General features: G+C 68.6%; 15 protein-coding genes. 8 read left to right on the forward strand and 7 right to left on the reverse strand.

What is annotated here, in order from left to right; genetic code table 11:
- Positions 1-62 precede the first annotated feature (62 nt).
- The 6 genes from F793_RS0109760 to F793_RS0109785 all read right to left on the reverse strand — a co-directional run bounded on the left by F793_RS0109760 (position 63) and on the right by F793_RS0109785 (position 8,944).
- Entirely contained in the window at positions 63-3,878 is a 3,816-nt protein-coding gene (locus F793_RS0109760; protein WP_018882525.1) for an AAA family ATPase, read from the reverse strand.
- Positions 3,879-4,037: 159 nt separating this feature from the next.
- Positions 4,038-4,529, reverse strand: coding sequence for a hypothetical protein (locus F793_RS0109765; RefSeq protein WP_018866837.1), 492 nt, complete (start codon positions 4,527-4,529; stop codon positions 4,038-4,040).
- Between the two features lie 129 nt (positions 4,530-4,658).
- Positions 4,659-4,922, reverse strand: coding sequence for a hypothetical protein (locus F793_RS0109770; RefSeq protein WP_018875734.1), 264 nt, complete (start codon positions 4,920-4,922; stop codon positions 4,659-4,661).
- A gap of 18 nt (positions 4,923-4,940) precedes the next feature.
- On the reverse strand, positions 4,941-6,347 hold the full coding sequence (locus tag F793_RS0109775) for a deoxyribodipyrimidine photo-lyase (RefSeq protein WP_018882526.1): 1,407 nt from the start codon (positions 6,345-6,347) through the stop codon (positions 4,941-4,943).
- The gene (locus F793_RS0109780; RefSeq protein ID WP_018882527.1) at positions 6,347-7,909 is read right to left on the reverse strand and encodes a cryptochrome/photolyase family protein; all 1,563 of its coding nucleotides are present in this window, start codon (positions 7,907-7,909) and stop codon (positions 6,347-6,349) included. The genes F793_RS0109775 and F793_RS0109780 overlap by 1 nt, the downstream gene beginning before the upstream one ends.
- Before the next feature lie 24 nt (positions 7,910-7,933).
- Positions 7,934-8,944 (reverse strand): MerR family transcriptional regulator, encoded by a 1,011-nt coding sequence (locus F793_RS0109785; protein WP_018866833.1) that lies wholly within the window; start codon positions 8,942-8,944, stop codon positions 7,934-7,936.
- A gap of 113 nt (positions 8,945-9,057) precedes the next feature.
- On the opposite strand from F793_RS0109785, the gene F793_RS0109790 reads away from it, so the two are divergent.
- On the forward strand, positions 9,058-10,968 hold the full coding sequence (locus F793_RS0109790; protein ID WP_019592810.1) for a thioredoxin domain-containing protein: 1,911 nt from the start codon (positions 9,058-9,060) through the stop codon (positions 10,966-10,968).
- A gap of 218 nt (positions 10,969-11,186) precedes the next feature.
- Here F793_RS0109790 and F793_RS0109795 read toward each other — a convergent pair whose 3' ends face one another.
- Positions 11,187-11,999, reverse strand: coding sequence for an inositol monophosphatase family protein (locus F793_RS0109795; RefSeq protein ID WP_018866831.1), 813 nt, complete (start codon positions 11,997-11,999; stop codon positions 11,187-11,189).
- A 148-nt stretch (positions 12,000-12,147) separates the two neighbouring features.
- On the opposite strand from F793_RS0109795, the gene F793_RS0109800 reads away from it, so the two are divergent.
- The 7 genes from F793_RS0109800 (at position 12,148) to hscB (ending at position 17,004) form a co-directional block, all read left to right on the forward strand.
- Complete coding sequence (locus F793_RS0109800; protein WP_018875728.1) at positions 12,148-12,891, forward strand: RNA methyltransferase; 744 nt, start codon at positions 12,148-12,150, stop codon at positions 12,889-12,891.
- A 56-nt stretch (positions 12,892-12,947) separates the two neighbouring features.
- Positions 12,948-13,775, forward strand: a complete 828-nt coding sequence (gene cysE / locus F793_RS0109805; protein ID WP_196799349.1) for a serine O-acetyltransferase — start codon at positions 12,948-12,950, stop codon at positions 13,773-13,775.
- 58 nt (positions 13,776-13,833) lie between these two features.
- Positions 13,834-14,346, forward strand: coding sequence for an Rrf2 family transcriptional regulator (locus F793_RS0109810; protein WP_018882528.1), 513 nt, complete (start codon positions 13,834-13,836; stop codon positions 14,344-14,346).
- A gap of 6 nt (positions 14,347-14,352) precedes the next feature.
- On the forward strand, positions 14,353-15,576 hold the full coding sequence (locus tag F793_RS0109815) for an IscS subfamily cysteine desulfurase (RefSeq protein WP_018878909.1): 1,224 nt from the start codon (positions 14,353-14,355) through the stop codon (positions 15,574-15,576).
- A 54-nt stretch (positions 15,577-15,630) separates the two neighbouring features.
- Positions 15,631-16,041: a Fe-S cluster assembly scaffold IscU gene (gene iscU, locus F793_RS0109820; RefSeq protein WP_018866826.1), complete on the forward strand. Its 411-nt coding sequence runs from the start codon at positions 15,631-15,633 to the stop codon at positions 16,039-16,041.
- Positions 16,042-16,048: 7 nt separating this feature from the next.
- Positions 16,049-16,372 carry an iron-sulfur cluster assembly protein IscA gene (gene iscA, locus F793_RS0109825; RefSeq protein WP_017942410.1) on the forward strand — a complete coding sequence of 108 codons (324 nt, stop codon included), beginning with the start codon at positions 16,049-16,051 and terminating at the stop codon, positions 16,370-16,372.
- Positions 16,373-16,476: 104 nt separating this feature from the next.
- Positions 16,477-17,004, forward strand: coding sequence for a Fe-S protein assembly co-chaperone HscB (gene hscB, locus F793_RS0109830; protein ID WP_018882529.1), 528 nt, complete (start codon positions 16,477-16,479; stop codon positions 17,002-17,004).
- The last annotated feature ends 2 nt before the right edge of the window (positions 17,005-17,006 follow it).

The raw sequence follows: 17,006 nt of genomic DNA on the forward strand, positions 1-17,006 counted from the left end.
TGGCAGCACCACCGCCGCGGCCCCGGTTGTGGGCTGTCCCGTTCGCTGGAGCGTGTACGGCCTCAGGCGAGGCGGGGGTCGCGCTGGCGGGGTTCGTCGGGGTGCGGGCGGGGGATGATGCAGTGGTTGATGCGCAGGAGTTCGCGCTCGGCCCAGGACTGCACCTGGGGGTCCGTGGCGTAGCGCGCATGGTCCAGTAGGGCCTGGCGCTCGATATTGGGGTTGCCCTGTTCGTGGGCGATACGGCGGGCGCGCTCGAGTTCGTGCCAGCCTTCTTCGTCGCGTCCCTGGCTCTGGTCGAGCAGGGCCACGGCGCGCAGGCGCCGGATCGGCGCTTCGAACGCGAGGTCGCCCCGCTTGCGGCAGCCGGCCAGGGCGTCGTCGGCGACGCTCAGGCGTTGGTCCGCCGCGGCGCCGCTGGCCTGCAGGGCGTCCAGCAGGATGTACTGGAAGATGGTGTTGACCCCGTCCATGATGTGACGCATGGCCTCCACCTGCTGCTTTATGGCCTGGCAGGCGTCGCCCTGTCCCTGGCGGGCGAGGGCCCAGCTCTCGAGGGTGATGCCGGCGGCGCGCCACAGCGGGTAGTCGTAATCGTGCGCGATGGCGAGCGTTCGGCGTGCCGCCGGCAGGGTGGAGTCCGGATCCCCGCTGTAGAAGCCGAGCACGGCGCGGAAGGCCTGCACGAAGGCCTCGGTGGGCCGATGGCCGAGTGCGACCGCCTGCTCGCAGGCGGTGTCCATCTCGGCCCAGGCGCGCGCGTGGTTCCCCAGGTGGAGCAGCGTCCAGGCCATGAAGCCGCGCGCGCTGATGGCCGGGTTCTCGGTGTGCCGGGCTACCAGGGCGGCGTGGTCTTCCTCGCGATAGAGCTCCACCGCCCGGGTCTGGTGTTCCAGGGCCTCGGCGTAGCGGCCGGTCCAGAAGTGGGTGTTGCCCTGCACGTAATGGGCGGCGATCCGCAGCAGGCGATCGCCGGAGCGTTCGGCGAGCTGTTCCATCTCCCCGGCGAGACGGTGGGCCTCGGTGAAGCCATGCCAGGAGCCGGCGCCGTGCCACAAACCCCACAGCACGCGGAAGTACTGCACCGGATCCTGCTCCGGCGCGGTCAGGTGCATGGCCCGTTCGAAGATGTCATTGACCGTGCGTGAGCCATAGCCCAGCAGGGCCAGATTGGACGCGCCGAGCCCGCCGAGGGCGCGCAGCGTGTTGTGTTCCAAATCCGTCGGCTCATGTTCCTTGTGAGCCTCCGGATGGCGCTCCAGGCAGGCCAGGGCATCCTCGAAGTAGTGCGAGGCCTCGGGCAGGAGGCCGCGCGCGAACGCCGCCTCGCCGGCATGCAGCCAGGCGCTGACCGCCTCGGGGTAGCGAGCGGCATGGTAGAGGTGGCTGGCGATGCGGCCCCAGTCCGCGGTCTGCATGCCGTTCTCGCCGTCTTCCTGCATCAGGTCGGCCAGCTGGCCGTGCAGGCGCGTGCGTTCACTCAGCAGCATCGACTCGTACGCCGCCTGACGGAACAGGGCGTGGCGGAAGCGATAGCGCACGCCATCCACCATGCCGGCGGGTTCGATGAATCCCTTTCCGGTCAGCCGGGTCAGCTGCCGCCGGATGGTGTCGGCGGGTTGACCACGCAGTCGGCTGAGGATGCGGGTATCGAAGTCGCGGCCGATGACTGCGGCCGAGTGGGCCAGTTCCCGGGCGCTGCCCAGCTGTTCCAGGCGTGCGACCAGCAGGTTGGAGAGACCGGGTGGCAGGGTGTCCGGGAGCTGACCGCTGCGGGCAGCCTCCAGGGCATACCGCGTGAGTTCCTCGAGGAACAGCGGCACGCCTTCGCCGCGTTCGACCAGCTGGTCGCGCAGGCCGCTGGCCAGGCGGCCGTGGGGGTCCAGGCGATCGACCAGGTCGCGGGCGGCGGCATCGTCCAGGCCGTGCAGGCGGATGTGCTGCAGCGAGAGATCGCGCCAGGAGGAGCGGAAGCTCATGCGCGCGGTCAGGATGGCCATCAGGGGCTGGTGCTGCAGGCGCTGGTACAGCCGGCGCAGGAACTCCGCCGTGCCCGAGTCCATCCAGTGGAGATCGTCGCAGATCAGGAGGGTCGGACCGTGGGCGGCGCGCCGCTGCACCAGTTCGACCAGGGTGTCGATGATGCGGTCGCGGTCCAGCCCTTCGTGGGCGAGGCTTTCGGGACCGTCGGCGTCCGGATGGGTGAGCCAGTGGGCCAGGCGTGGCGCAAGCTCCGGGGCGACCCCGGCATGCTTGAGGGCGCCGGCGAGTCGGCGCTTCCGGGCATCGCGCAGGGTGTCGTGTCCCATCCAGGTGGCGAAGGCCTGGCGTACCGGGGCCAGGAGCTGGCGGGCGCGGTCTTCGCGGCACTTGAGCAGGTAGCGTGAGCGGGCCTGGCCGCGGACCTGGAGATCGAGTCCGCGGGCCAGGCGACTCTTGCCCAGACCGGCCTCGCCCTGAACCAGCACGAAGCGGACCTCGTCGCGGTCGAGTACCTGATCCCAGTGGCCACGCAGTGCCTGCAGTTCCGGGCTGCGGCCGGTCAGCGGCGTCAGGCCACGCAGGGTCTGGGCATCCACGCGGTCCAGCGGACCGGGATCGCCGGTGACGCGGTAGGCGCCCGTGCCGTCCTCCGCCTCGCGGGAGCTGAAGTAGCCGGACACGCGGGCATGGGTGGGTGCGCTGACGCGCAGGGTGCCGGGGTCGGCGCGCTGGGCGCACTCGTGTACGCGGGCGGTGAGCTGGCCGGCGGGGTCGGGCAGATCCGGGTCGGCGCCGGTGACGATCAGGTCGGTATCCACGGCGAGGCGCAGCTGGCAGTCACCGGGGGCGCTCTCCAGCGCCTGCCAGGCGGCATGCACGGCGTCGACCGTCGCCTCTTCGCGTCCGGCGGGATAGCCGAAATAGGCGAGCAGGCCATGGCCGGGCGAGGGCACGACATGGCCGTGGTGGCTCAACAGGACGAAGTCGACATGCTCCAGCGTGCGGTTGACCTGTTGCTGCTGGATCTCGATGTCGGCGTCGGCATCGGGCTGTACATGGCAGGCCACGACCGTGACCCGACGGCGTTCGGGGCGCAGGGTGGCGGGCTCGGCATCCTCGGGGCTGGCGTGCTGATGGCTGGCCTCGGCGCGTTCGGCGCCCAGGATTTCCTCGCGCGTGCGCGCCAGCAGTTCGCCCGGGGGCTTGCCGGCCTCGGCCTCCAGGTGGGCATAGTGCTCGAGCGCGCGCTTGGGGTGGCCGCTGGCCGCCAGGGCCTTCATCAGGAGGTGGTGCAGGGTCTCGTCGTGGGGCTCCATGGCCAGCAGGCGGTGGAGCTCGGCCAGCAGGGGTTCGCCCTCGTTGGGCTTGGCGAGTTCGGGGAGATTGTGGCCGATGAAGACCAGAAGATTCTGCCAGTGATGGTCGCGCTGGGACTGGGCCCAGGCGGATAGTTCCGGCAGGTCCTGCAGGGCGCGCAGGCCCTCGAGGAAGTGTCCGCGGTACTCGCACACAATGGCCAGGTCCGGCGGGGGTGCCGTGGTCTCCCGCCCCTCGGTCGTGCGGCGCTCGGAGCGCGCACGCTGCAGGGTGAGGAAGTCGATGCGCGAGTCCGCTTGCGGCTGGAAGCGCACATAGCGGGGCGTCGTGTCGAGCAGGGGCGGGTCGCCGGCGGGTAGCTGGCGACGCAGCTGGAACAGGCCCTGGCGCAGGTTGACCCGGGCGCTGTCGGCGTCCAGGTCGGGCCAGAACAGGCGGGCCAGTTCCTCGCGCGGGATACGCCGCGGGCTCTCGGCCGCCACATAGGTGAGGAGCAGGCCGAGTTTCGTCCCGGAGAGAGCGGGTATGTCACGGTCCTCCACGCGCACGCCGACGGTGCCGAAGGTCGTGATTTCCATATGCGCCAAGCAGGTCTCCCGTCTTCTTCGTCAGCGGCCGTTTGTGGCCTTCCGCGATCCGGTCAGGGCGTTCGTGTACCGGGCCGCCGCCGCATTTGCGGTGCAGGGGCGGGCCCCATCTCCGTCCGGGTTGATTGTACCGGCATTCCGCGGCCGGGGTCAGTCAATGCGGATGGTTGCATAGCCCTGGTTTTCGTAGCCCATGATCGAGAGGAACGTGTTGCCGACCAGGTGAATCCCGGGCAGCAGGTCGTCCTGTTCGAGGTCGAAGCGCCGCGTGGCAATGCTGCAGGCCTCCATGTGGATGCCGTCCAGTTCCAGCAGGCCCTCCAGCCGTTCGTGGATATGGCGCACGGCGGAGACGTCCTCGATATCGAGGTGGTCGGTAGAGCGGGCGATCAGCCCCGCCGCGCCGCCCCGGAAGGCAAACACCATCTCCGGCTCCAGGCCCTGGCGCTGCATGTCGTCGTAGGTCTCGCGGATCACGCTCAGGCGGGCGATCAGCCGGTCGGGTTCGCCGATGGTGATGTCCCAGAGGATGCGCCCGGTGTCCATGCCGGCAATGGCACGCTGATCGCCGGGTTTGTCGGCGAGTGCCAGGCCGGGGAGCAGCAGGGCACCAAGCAGGAAAGATGCAAGTAAGCGGTGCATGGCAGTCGTCCCTTTTGGCGGAGGTCCTGTTACGAGAGTAGCAGTCCCGCGCGCGCTGCGTGCAGCGATGTCGGGTCGACGCCGGGGGAACGGCCGCGCCCGGAGTCGGGCGCGGCCGTCGGCAGTGGCTTAGTGCCCGTGGTGGCCGTTGTGCAGATATTCCACCGCTTCGAGGGTCTGGACCTGGATCTCGCGCACCGGGATGAAGCGCGAGGCGCCCGGCCTGACGACCTCCTCGGTGATGCGGATACGGTAGGGAGCCTCGTGGTTCAGCAGCTGGCCGATGAAGCGCTTGCCCTCGTGGGTGACGCGTACCGGGGTGGTGTCGTCGTAGCGGCTGAAGTTGTAGCTCACGTCCTTGGGGTACTGCAGGTTCTGTTCGGAGAAGCTCATGGTAGGGGCCTGTTTCGATCAGTGGTCTTTGATGGCCTGGAAGGCCTCGAGTGCGGCCTGGCGGCTGGCTTTCAGGTCCACGATGGGGGCCGGATAGCCGCGTGCGCCGCTGGCGCCGGGCGCGTGAATATACCGCGTTTCGACGTCCTTGAGTACGGGGACGAAGCGGCGCACGAAGGCGCCGTCGGGGTCGTGGCGTTCGCCCTGGGTTTGCGGGTTGAACACGCGAAAGTAGGGCGCGGCATCGGCGCCGCAGCCTCCGGCCCACTGCCAGCCCAGGGTGTTGGCGGCGAGGTCGGCATCCACGAGGGTGTCCCAGAACCAGTGCGCGCCGTGCTGCCAGTGCAGGCGCAGGTTCTTGGTCAGGAAGGAGCCGACCACCATGCGCAGGCGGTTGTGCATCCAGCCGGTCTCCCACAACTGGTGCATGGCGGCATCGACGATCGGGAGCCCAGTGCGGCCCTGCTGCCAGGCGCGCAGGTCCGCCGCGTCCTCGCGCCAGGGGAAGGCCTCGAAGCGCGGGTTCAGCGGCCGTTCCGGGGTGTGCGGGAAGTGATAGAGCACGTGATGGGCGAAGTCGCGCCAGCCGAGCTCGCGCACGAAGGCCTCGGGTCCTCCGTGGTCCGGATGCAGGCCGGTCTGGCGCAGGGCGCGCAGGATCTGGCGCGGGGAGAGCTCGCCGAAGTGCAGATGCGGTGACAGGCGCGAGGTACCGTCATGGTCCGGGCGGTCGCGTTCGCTGGCGTAGGCGTGCAGCGCGCCGTCGAGGAATTGCGTCAGCCGCTGGTGGGCCGCGTCCTCCCCGGGCGTCCAGGCGGCGCGCAGGCCCCCGGCCCAGTCGATCTCGGGCAGGAGTCCGAGGTCTTCCGGGCGCAGGCTGGCGGGCCAAGCATCGGGGGGCGGCAGGTCGTTGGGCGCGGGCAGCGGGTCGCGATCAATGCCGCGGTGCAGGCAGGCCTTCCAGAATGGGGTGAAGACCTTGTAGGGCCGGCCCTGGCCGGTTTCGACCTCCCAGGGCTCGACCAGCAGGTGGGCATTGAAGCTGTGGACTTCGAGGCCATCGGCGCGCAGGCCGGCCTTGATCTCCGGGTCGCGCAGGACCCGGGCGGGCTCGTACAGGCGGTTCCAGTAGACGGCAGTGGCACCGGTCTCGCGTACCAGGGTCCGCACGGTTTCAAGGGCGGGGCCGGCGCGCAGGATCAGGCGCGAACCGTTCTTGCAAAGGTCCTGGTCCAGGGCCTGCAGGCTGTGGTGCATCCACCAGCGGGATGCGGCCCCCGGTTGCCAGGGCGCCTCGTCCTCCGGGGCATGGATGAACACCGGGATGACCGGCCCGCCGCGCTCGCTGGCGGCGTGCAGGGCAGGCTGGTCGGCCAGGCGCAGGTCGCGGCGCAGCCAGACGAGGGTGGGGCCGGGGCGCGGCATCAGATACGGTCTCCCTGCGCGAGTGTGTCGCGGATGTGGCGGGCCTGGGCGCGGATGGCCTCCAGGCGTTCGGGGTCCATCTTCTCGAGGTGCTTCCACTGCAGCGCGGTGCGCGGGTGGCGGGCGAACCGCTCGCGGTGACGGTCGAGGAAGTCCCAGTAAAGCGTGGTGAACGGACAGGCCTTCGCGCCGAGGGCCTCGGCCGGGTCGAACGGGCAGTGCCGGCAGTAGTTGCTCATGCGCTGAATGTAGCGGCCGGTGGCGACGTACGGCTTGGAGGCCATGCGGCCGCCGTCGGCATACTGCGACATGCCGACCACGTTGGGGAGTTCCACCCACTCCACGGCATCGACGTAGATACCCAGATACCAGGCATGGATCTCGGCCGGGCGCACGCCCAGGAGCTGGGCGAACAGCCCGGTGACCATTAGTCGCTGGATATGGTGCGCATAACCGCGTTTCAGGGTCTGGCCCACGGCCTGGTGCAGGCACTGCATGGAGGTGTCGGCGTCCCAGTAGAGGGCCGGCAGCGGCTGCTCCGCCTCCAGGGCGTTCCATTCGTGCCAGGCCTCGCCAAAGTGGAAGTACAGCCCGCGCACGTATTCGCGCCAGCCGAGGATCTGCCGGATGAACCCCTCGACCGCGGGGAGCGGCGCATGGCCGTCGCGCCAGGCCTGTTCCGCCGCGTCGATCACCGCGCGCGGATGGATCAGGTGCAGGTTCAGCGCGGCGGACAGGCGGGCGTGATAGAGCCACGGCTGGTCGGTCCACATCGCGTCCTGATAGGTGCCGAACAGGGGCAGGCGGTGCTGGATGAAGTCGGCCAGGGCCTGTTGTGCCTGTTCCGGGGTGACCGGCCAGTCGAACGCATCCGTCTGGCCCGCCAGTTCCGGCAGATACCGGGCGACGGCATCCCGGCATTCGCGCGTGATCGTGTCGGGTTCGAAGGCGACGGGGGGCGGCAGCAGGCCGGGCCCGTCCCGGCCGAAATGTCCGCGGTTGTCGGCGTCAAAGTTCCACTGTCCGCCGGCGGGTTCGTCGCCATTCATCAGGATGCCCAGGGCGGCTCGCTGCTGGCGGTAGAAGTACTCCATGCGCAGCTGCTTGCGCGTCCCGGCCCATTGCTCGAAGGTCGTCTGCGATACCAGGAAGCAGGGATCCTCGCGGACCTCCAGTGGCACGCCCCGGGTGCGGCAGGTGGCCTCAAGCTGACGGCATACACGATGTTCCCCCGGCTGGAGGACGATCACCCGGGTCGGCTGGAGCCGTTCCAGGTCGGTGTCCAGGGCCTCGCCCAGGGTTGGCTCGGGGTGCTCCCCGAGATGGCGATAGTGAACGCTCAGGCCTGCCTTGCGGAGCTGCCGGGCGAAGTGGCGCATCGCCGACAGGAACAGGGTGGTGCGGGCCGCATGCGAGAGGACGTGGCGGGATTCGTGGGCCACCTCGGCCATCCACACGGCATCCCGGTCGGGGTCCAGCTCCTGCAGAACCGGGTGGTCGGGGGCGAGCTGGTCGCCGAGCACAACCAGGAGGGTGCGCACGGACGCGGCGGAGGTGGCCACTGAGCCGGGAGGCGCGCGCGGCGGCTACTGGGGCAGGTGCCGGGAGAGTCGTGCGGCGGCCTCCAGCGGCGGTCCGGGCAGAACCTCCACCGTGCGGCCGTGCTTGACCTTGGAAAGCTCCAGCGCGGCCGAGCCGGCAAGGTAGCAGGGCGGTCCGGCTTGGTTGAGGATGGCCTCCACCCGGGGCAGTTCGGGGCTGCGCATCAACTGCGAGGAACCATGGATGATCAGCGCCGGGGCACGCAGACGGCGCATCAGCGTCTCCAGACCCTCGGGGCTGGTGGCGTCGAACAGGGGCAGGGTCTTCAGGCCGTGGCGGGCGCAGGCAAGCTGCAGCAGCAGTCCGCCGACCTGCTGGTGCCCGCCGCCCAGGACCAGACAGGGGTAGGACGGGTCGTCGCAGGCGCGCGTGGCCGAGCGCAGCTGGTCCGCGAATGCGGCCGTGGCCCAGGCGGCGAACACCGCCAGGCGGACCTCGCCCTCGGCATTGTGACGGGATTCCTCGCGCAGGCGGCGGTACACCTCGAGGAAGGCGCTTTCGTGCACGCCATTCCAGCCGTGGCGCATGACCAGCCGGGCGTAGACGCGATCCAGCTCCCCTGCATCCAGATCCGTGACCGAGTCGTACAGTGCCTCGGCGACCGGATCCATGGTGTGGGGTGCGATCCCGGGGCCGGGGCTGTCGCGATGCCGGGGCTTTGTGGTGGTGTCCGGGGCGTCTTCGGTCGCGTCCGGATCCGGGCGGGGGGTGGCGGCTGCGGGTTCGTCGTCCAGAACCCGGTGGACCTGGGAGACCGGGATGCCCTGGTCCAGCAATTCCATGATCCGCTTGATGCGGGCGATATCGCCGGGGCTGTAGAGCCGATGGCCCTTGGGCGTGCGCATGGGACGAATGAGCCCGTAGCGACGCTCCCAGGCGCGCAGCGTCACGTCGTTAATGCCCGTCTCCGCGCACACGTGCCGGATCGGGTACAGGCCTTCTTCGTCTTGAAGTTCGATGTGCGTTGCGCTCGCCATGAATAAATTGTACGACATTTATACAGCGCATGTACAAGTGCCGGATCCCGGATGCGATCCGCGGAGACCATTGGGCTGCAGGGATGAACCTTTCCGGTCTTCGCGTCCCAAAGGGTAGCAACCTTTTCTAGATGCTGCTGGAGGGTCACATGTTTGCAACGCCGGAAAATCGCCGGGCCGGTCTGGTTGTTTCGCTGCTGGTCGCAGCCCTCGCGATGCCCGGCGTGGCGCAGGCCAACCCCGAGATGGCCGACAGCATCTCGCCCTACCTCCGGCTGCACACGGACGACCCCGTCCAGTGGCGGGCCTGGGATCCGGCCCTGCTGGAACAGGCCAGGGAGGAGCGGCGGCCGCTGTTGATCTCCAGCGGTTACTACTCCTGCTTCTACTGCCATGTCATGCAGGAAGAGAGCTTCCAGGACGAGGGCATTGCCGAGCGGCTGAACGAGAATTTCATCCCGGTGAAGGTCGATCGCGAGGTCGACGGGGCGCTGGACAGCTACCTGCTGGAGTTTCAGCGCGCCACCGCCGGGAGCGCGGGCTGGCCGCTCAACGTGGTGGTTACGCCCCAGGGGCATGCCCTGACCGGCGTGGTCTATGCCCCGCGCGATCAGTTCGCCGAGTTCCTCGACGGCATTACCGAACGCCTGGAGGCGGACTACGACCGGCTGGTCGATCTGGCGCGGCGCGGCAGTGACGAGCTGACCCAGCAACTGCGTGCGGGCGAGGAGCCCCTGTCGGAAAGCCGTGCCGGCCGCCTGCCGCAGGTGTTGTGGAGTCGCCTGGAGCGCGAGGCCGACGACCTGCAGGGCGGGTTCGGCAGCTCCACCAAGTTCCCGCATTCGCCGTATCTGCACGCGATGCTGGAGGCCGTGCAGGCGGGCACCGCGCCTGGCTGGGTCGGCGAGTTCCTGGAAATCACGCTCGACGAGATGGCCCACTCCGGTCTGCGCGACGTGCTGGGGGGAGGTTTCTTCCGCTATTCCGAGTCGCCGGACTGGAACGAGCCCCACTTCGAGGTGATGCTGGAGGATCAGGCCCAGCTCGCGCTTTTGTATCTACGGGCCGGTGAGCATTTCGGTCGCGAAGACTGGATCGAGCTGGGGCTGGAGAACCTCGACTTCGTCAAGCGCGACATGGCCCTGCGCGAGGACGAGACCGGCGAGCAGGCGGATACCGCCGAGGGTGGTTTCCGCGGGTTCGCCTCCAGCCTGTCGGCGGTCGACGAGGAAGGGCGTGAGGGGGGTGCCTACCTGTGGCCCGAGGCGGATCTGGAGTCCGCGCTGGCGGACCATGACTACCCGGACCTGGTGCGCGCGTGGTTCGGCATGGAGGGGAGTTCCGTGTTCGATCTCGGCTACCTGCCCCGGCGCGGCGCGGGGGTCGAGGCCCTGGCGGAGCGCTTTGACCTGGACGAGGCGGAGGTTCGCGAGCAGGTGAACGCCGGGCGCGAGATGCTGATCCGGGCGCGCGAGGCGCGCGGCCTGCCGCGGGACGAAAAGGTCCTGACCGGGGCGCATGGCCTGCTGCTCTCCGCCCTCGCGGAGGGGGCGCAGCATGACGAGCGCTTCCGCGAGGCGGGTGCGGCGGTGCACGGCTGGCTGCTGGAGGTCGCTTCCGATCCCGACCAATTGCCCACGCTGATGGGGCTGCCCGCGGATCAGGCCGGGACGGCCACGCTGAATGATTACGCCTTTGTCGCGCGCGGCCTGCGGGACTGGAAGGCCGCCACGGGCGAGGGCGAGCAGGGGCCGGCGCTGGCACTGCTGGAGGCGGCCTGGGAACGCTTCCGCGATGACGACGGCTTCCGCTCGGAGCCGGAGCCGCCGCTGCCGGGGATGATCTCGCAGCGCTTCCATCCGGCGGTGCACCGGCCGTCGCCGACGACCCTGATCTTCCGTCTCAGCGCGGAGTGGCGTGATGCCAGCGAGGCGGTGGATGCGGCGTTCGCGGAATACGACCTGCGCCCGGGGCGCGCCATCGAGTCCGACCCGCACCACCACGCCCGCCTGATCCTCTGGCTGCAGCAGCGCGATCGCTGAAGGGCTGTATTACCACAGAGCGCACAGAGGACACGGAGAAGGTCAAGGGCGGTTAACAGGAAGAAGGGAAGGCTGGAAGGAACGATTTCTGGTGGCGATTTGCCCGTTTCCGGGGTCATTCATCCAAACTAAATTCCTTCCGATCTTCTAACCTTCCTGTTAGTCGCATCTGACCTTCTTCGTGCCTTCGTGTGCTTCGTGGTGACCCAACAGGCCCTTCAGGCGTCGGAGCGGGCGGAGGCTTCCTTTTCGGCCTTGTGCAGGCGCTGGAGCATCGCCTTGAGGACCTTGGGGTTGCCGGCGACGACGTCGCCGCGGCGCATCACGTCCGGGTTGCCCTGCCAGTCGCTGACCACGCCGCCGGCTTCCTGCACCAGCAGCAGGCCCGCGGCCATGTCCCAGGGCTGCAGGCCCATCTCCCAGAAGCCGTCGAAGCGCCCGCAGGCGACCCAGGCCAGATCCAGCGCGGCCGAGCCCGGGCGGCGCACGCCGGCCGTGCCCGGGATCAGGTGGCGCAGGCTGCTGAGGTAGCGCTCCAGGTCCTGGCCCTCGCGAAACGGGATGCCGGTACCCAGAAGCGCGCCGTTGAGGTCCTTGCGCTCGGAGACCCGGATGCGGCGGCTGTTGAGGAAGGCACCGGCACCTCGGGTGGCGGTGAAGAGCTCTTCCTTCAGCGGGTCGTAGACCACCGCCTGTTCCAGCCGTCCCTTGTGCTTCAGCGCGATGGAGATGCCGTACTGCGGGATCTCGCGCAGGTAGTTGGTGGTGCCGTCCAGCGGGTCGATGATCCAGACGAAATCGGCGTCGGCACCGCTTTGCTCGCCGCCTTCCTCGGCCATGATCGCGTGATCGGGATAGGCGCGGCGCAGGGTCTGCACGATCGCCTGTTCCGCCGAGAGGTCGACGTCCGAAACCCAGTCGTTGCGGGCCTTCTCGCGGGTATTCATGCGATCCGGCCGGCCCCAGGCGCGGGTGGTGATGCGTCCGGCCTCGCGGGCCGCCGATACCGCCGTGTTCAGCATGGGGTGCATGGGGGTCTCCTGGTGTTCTGCGGGGTGTCCGGCGGGCGCCTGTGGCGCGCCGCGGGAAGGCCGCGAACAATACACAAGCGGCTCTTTCTTGGGAAGTCGTGACCGTGCGCGTGTACAATCCCGCACCGTTCAATACAGGGCCCCGGGAATGGAAGAACGCCTCGGCCGGGTGCGGGTCGTGCTGGTGGGCACGACGCACCCGGGCAACATCGGTTCCGCCGCACGTGCGATGAAGGCCATGGGGGTGACCGACCTCGTGCTGGTGGCGCCGGAGCGGTTTCCGCATGCCGACGCGACGGCGCTGGCTTCGGGCGCGGACGATCTGCTGGCGGGTGCGCGCGTGGTCGAGGACCTCGCCGCCGCGATCCGCGACTGTGTCTGGGTGGTGGGGACCAGCGCCCGTCTGCGCACCCACTCGGTACCGGTTCTGGGGCCCGCTGACGCGGCCGGGCAGGCGCTGGCGAACGCCGCCGAGGGGCCGGTGGCCCTGGTCTTTGGTCGCGAGCACAGCGGTCTGACCAACGCCGAACTCGATCATTGCAACGCCTTTGTGCAGATACCCACCGTCCCCGATTTCAGCTCCCTGAATCTGGCCGGCAGCGTTCAGGTGATGACCTACGCGCTGCGCATGGCGGCGCTGAATGGCGAAGCACCCGCCGTGTCCGGAGCCGAGCCGACCGGGGTGGAGCGGGACCCGCCCGCGACCCAGGCGGAGATGGAGGGGCTGTTCCGGCATTTCGAGCAGGCCCTGACCACCATCGATGTGCTCGATCCGGACAACCCGCGCCACCTGATGCGGCGCCTGCGCCACCTGTATCTGCGGGCCGGCCTGAGCGCCAGCGAGGTGCGCATGCTGCGCGGTATATTGACGCACACGGAAAGGGGCCGCTGAGGGCGCGTGCGGGGCACGTGATACCTTAGTGCAAGACTCAGGAATGAGGCCGGCCGATGTTTGACAGGATGCGCGAGGACATTCGCTGCGTGTTTGACCGCGACCCGGCGGCACGCAACGCCTTCGAGGTGCTGACCGCGTACCCCGGGCTGCATGCCCTGTGGTATCACCGCCTCGCGCACTGGCTGTGGACGCATCGCCTGCGCTGGCTGGGCCGGGTGGTCGGCAACTTCAGCCGCTGGCTCACCGGCATCGAGATCCATCCCGGCGCGACCATTGGCCGGCGCTTCTTCATCGACCACGGCATGGGGGTGGTGATCGGCGAGACCGCCGAGGTGGGCGACGACTGCACGATCTATCACCAGGTCACCCTGGGCGGCACGACCTGGGAGGGGGGCAAGCGCCACCCGACGCTCGGCAACGAGGTGGTCATCGGGGCGGGTGCCAAGCTGTTGGGCCCGATCCACGTTGGCGACCATGCGCGCATCGGCTCCAACGCGGTGGTCCTGAAGGACGTGCCGGCCGATGCGACCGCGGTCGGCATCCCGGCCCGGGTCATCGGGCCACGGCCCGAGCCCGATCCGCGATTCCAGCAGATGGCCGACCGCATGGGCTTCGATGCCTACGGCCTGTCGCGCGACATGCCCGACCCGGTGGCCAACGCGATCCACCGTATCGTGCAGCGGGTGCACGACCTGGACGAACGCATGGAGCGGGCCTGCCAGGCGCTCAAGCGCGCCGGGATCGACCCGGGCGAGGCCCTGGGCGAAGACGATTCCGGCCCGCTGGAGGCCTGCGATCTGGAAGGCCTGGAGCCGGACGAATGCGAGGTCCCGGGAGCTGCCACGAGCGAACAAGAACGTAAACAGCAGGGGAATACTTGATCGTTTTTGTCAGGTATTGCTAAGCTTGCCGGCAAATGACCGACAAGTGCACTCAACCATGAAACTGACGACCAAAGGCCGCTACGCCGTGACCGCCATGCTGGATGTGGCGATGCACACCCGCAACGGGCCGGTATCCCTGGCCGAGGTGGCGCGCCGGCAGAAGCTCTCATTGTCCTATCTGGAGCAGCTCTTTTCCAGGCTGCGCCGCAAGGGGCTGGTGAACAGCAGCCGCGGGCCGGGCGGAGGCTATGCCCTGAGTCGGGATCCGGAGGGCATCAGCGTCGCCGATATCGTGGTGGCGGTGGACGAGCCGGTGGACGTGACCCGCTGCGGTGGCAAGGCCAACTGCAATTCCGATTCGCGCTGCCTGACGCACGACCTGTGGACCGATCTGAGCCAGCAGGTCTACGACTTTCTCAGTACCCGCTCGCTGGCGGATGTGCTGCAGCGCCACCGCGAACAAATGGAAAAAGACGGTGTGCAGGAGGTCGTGATGCACAGCGCCTCCCTGCAGGCCTCGACCGACAAAAGCCATGCGGCCGCCGAGGCGGCCGCGGAGAGGAGCTAACGCCCCATGAGTGACCTGAAACTGCCGATCTATCTCGACTATTCCTCCACCACGCCGGTCGACGAGCGCGTGGCGGAAAAGATGGCGGGCTGCCTGACCAAGGACGGCCTGTTCGGGAACCCGGCCTCGCGCAGCCACAGCTTTGGCTGGAACGCGGAGAAGGCGGTCGAGAACGCCCGGGGCCAGGTGGCCCAGCTGGTGGGCGCCGATCCGAAGGAGATCATCTGGACCTCCGGCGCGACCGAGGCCGACAACCTGGCGATCAAGGGCGCGGCGCATTTCTACCAGCGCAAGGGCAAGCACATCATCACGGTGAAGACCGAGCACAAGGCCGTGCTGGACACCACGCGCCAGCTCGAGCGCGAAGGCTTCGAGGTCACCTACCTGGGCGTGAAGGAAAACGGCCTGGTCGACATGCAGGAGCTGGAAGACGCGATCCGTGACGACACCATCGTGGTCTCGGTGATGCACGTGAACAACGAGATCGGAGTCATCCAGGACATCGAGGCGATCGGCAACCTGTGCCGCGAGCGCGGGATCGTGTTCCATGTGGACGCCGCGCAGTCCACCGGCAAGGTCGCGATCGATCTGTCGAAGCTGCCGGTAGACCTGATGAGCTTCTCCGCGCACAAGACCTACGGTCCGAAGGGCATCGGCGCGCTGTTCGTGCGGCGCAAGCCGCGGGTGCGTATCGAGGCCCAGATGCACGGCGGTGGCCACGAGCGCGGCATGCGCTCCGGCACGCTGGCGCCGCACCAGATCGTCGGCATGGGCGAGGCATTCGCGATCGCCGGTGCCGAGATGGGTCCCGAGCTGGAGCGCGTGCGCATGCTGCGCGACCGCCTCTGGGCCGGTCTCGACGGCATGGAAGAGGTCTACCTGAACGGTGACCAGGAACAGCGTGTCGCGCACAACCTGAACGTGTCGTTCAACTTCGTCGAGGGCGAGAGCCTGATCATGGCGCTGCGCGACATCGCGGTGTCCTCCGGCTCGGCCTGCACCTCGGCCAGCCTGGAGCCGTCCTACGTGCTGCGCGCACTGGGCCGCGACGACGAGCTGGCACACAGCTCGATCCGCTTCTCCATCGGTCGCTACACCACCGTGGAGGAGATCGACCATACGGTCGAGATTGTGCGCGCCGCGGTCGCCAAGCTGCGCGAGCTCTCCCCGCTGTGGGAGATGTACCAGGACGGCATCGATCTGAGCACCGTCGAGTGGGCGGCCCACTAGGGGCCCGCTCGACACCACTAACGCAACGCGTACACACGCAACAGGAGAACGGTCATGGCGTACAGTGACAAGGTTCTGGACCACTATGAAAATCCGCGCAACGTCGGCAGCTTCGACAAGAACGACGACACGGTCGGCACCGGCATGGTCGGCGCCCCGGCCTGCGGCGACGTGATGAAGCTGCAGATCAAGGTCAACGACGAGGGCATCATCGAGGACGCCAAGTTCAAGACCTACGGCTGCGGCTCGGCGATCGCCTCCAGCTCGCTGCTCACCGAATGGGTGCGTGGCAAGACCCTGGAAGAGGCGAGCCAGATCAAGAACACCCAGATCGCCGAAGAGCTGGCCCTGCCGCCGGTGAAGATCCACTGCTCCGTGCTGGCCGAGGACGCCATCAAGGCGGCGGTGTCGAACTACCAGGAGCGCCACGGCCAGGCCGCGGAAGCCGAGAAGAAATCTGCCTGAGGGCTCTATGGCGATTACAGTGACCGAACCCGCGGCCGAACGCATCCACAACTTCCTCGAGAAGCGGGGCAAGGGTGTGGGCGTTCGGCTGGGCGTCAGGACGACCGGCTGCTCCGGCATGGCCTACGTGGTGGAGTTCGCCGACGATATCGAGGAGACCGACACGGTCTTCGAGGATCGCGGCGTCAAGATGGTCGTCAACCCGAAGTCCCTCGTGTATCTGGACGGTACCGAGCTGGACTTCGGCAAGGAAGGCCTGAACGAGGGGTTCAAGTTCAACAACCCGAACGAGAAGGCCCGGTGCGGCTGCGGTGAAAGCTTCAGCATCTGACTGAGCCTCGCACGCGGGGTGGTGCATGGCGGTTGCCCGGGGATACGTCCCCGGTGGCTGTCGTACCACCCCTTTTCTTTTGCAAGCCCGTCGCAAGGGACGCAATGAACGACCCATTCGAGCAGTTTGACCTGCCGGTGGCCTTCGAGGTCGACCGGCAACAGCTGGACGAGCGCTTTCGTCGCCTGCAGGCGGAACTGCACCCGGACCGCTTCGTGCGCCAGGGCGACCAGGCGCGCCGCATGGCGGCAGCGGTGGCGGCCGACGTGAACGAGGCCTACGCGATCCTGGGTGACGACTACCGCCGGGCGGTGCACCTGCTGGAGCGAACCGGGGTAGCCTTTGACCCCGAACGCGATACCAGCCAGGACATCGAGTTCATCCAGGCACAGATCGAGTGGCGTGAGCGCCTGGAAGAGACGGCGGCGGCCGGGGATCTGACCGCACTGGAAGCGGTCGCGACCGAGCTGGCGCAGGCCCGCGCCGAGGCACGGGCGAAGGTGGCGGATGCCCTGAAGGAGCCGGGGACCCCGGCGCCGGATGCCAAGGACCGGGTGCTGGAGCTGCGCTTCTTCGATCGCCTGCTGGAAGAAACGAAACGAACCCGACAGAACCTGGCGCGCGGCAAGTAGCA

It is taken from the genome of Thioalkalivibrio sp. ALE22, assembly GCF_000381445.1.
GTDB lineage: Bacteria > Pseudomonadota > Gammaproteobacteria > Ectothiorhodospirales > Ectothiorhodospiraceae > Thioalkalivibrio.

Bases quoted from the DNA above. Each gene is read 5' to 3' on its own strand.
- F793_RS0109770 (WP_018875734.1), bottom strand. From the start codon at position 4,922: ATGAGCTTCTCCGAACAGAACCTGCAGTACCCCAAGGACGTGAGCTAC.
- F793_RS0109790 (WP_019592810.1), top strand. From the start codon at position 9,058: ATGCTGCTGGAGGGTCACATGTTTGCAACGCCGGAAAATCGCCGGGCC.
- F793_RS0109800 (WP_018875728.1), top strand. From the start codon at position 12,148: ATGGAAGAACGCCTCGGCCGGGTGCGGGTCGTGCTGGTGGGCACGACG.
- iscA (WP_017942410.1), top strand. From the start codon at position 16,049: ATGGCGATTACAGTGACCGAACCCGCGGCCGAACGCATCCACAACTTC.
- F793_RS0109795 (WP_018866831.1), bottom strand. From the start codon at position 11,999: ATGCACCCCATGCTGAACACGGCGGTATCGGCGGCCCGCGAGGCCGGA.
- F793_RS0109765 (WP_018866837.1), bottom strand. From the start codon at position 4,529: ATGCACCGCTTACTTGCATCTTTCCTGCTTGGTGCCCTGCTGCTCCCC.
- iscU (WP_018866826.1), top strand. From the start codon at position 15,631: ATGGCGTACAGTGACAAGGTTCTGGACCACTATGAAAATCCGCGCAAC.
- F793_RS0109810 (WP_018882528.1), top strand. From the start codon at position 13,834: ATGAAACTGACGACCAAAGGCCGCTACGCCGTGACCGCCATGCTGGAT.
- F793_RS0109785 (WP_018866833.1), bottom strand. From the start codon at position 8,944: ATGTCGTACAATTTATTCATGGCGAGCGCAACGCACATCGAACTTCAA.
- F793_RS0109815 (WP_018878909.1), top strand. From the start codon at position 14,353: ATGAGTGACCTGAAACTGCCGATCTATCTCGACTATTCCTCCACCACG.
- hscB (WP_018882529.1), top strand. From the start codon at position 16,477: ATGAACGACCCATTCGAGCAGTTTGACCTGCCGGTGGCCTTCGAGGTC.
- F793_RS0109760 (WP_018882525.1), bottom strand. From the start codon at position 3,878: ATGGAAATCACGACCTTCGGCACCGTCGGCGTGCGCGTGGAGGACCGT.
- F793_RS0109775 (WP_018882526.1), bottom strand. From the start codon at position 6,347: ATGCCGCGCCCCGGCCCCACCCTCGTCTGGCTGCGCCGCGACCTGCGC.
- cysE (WP_196799349.1), top strand. From the start codon at position 12,948: ATGTTTGACAGGATGCGCGAGGACATTCGCTGCGTGTTTGACCGCGAC.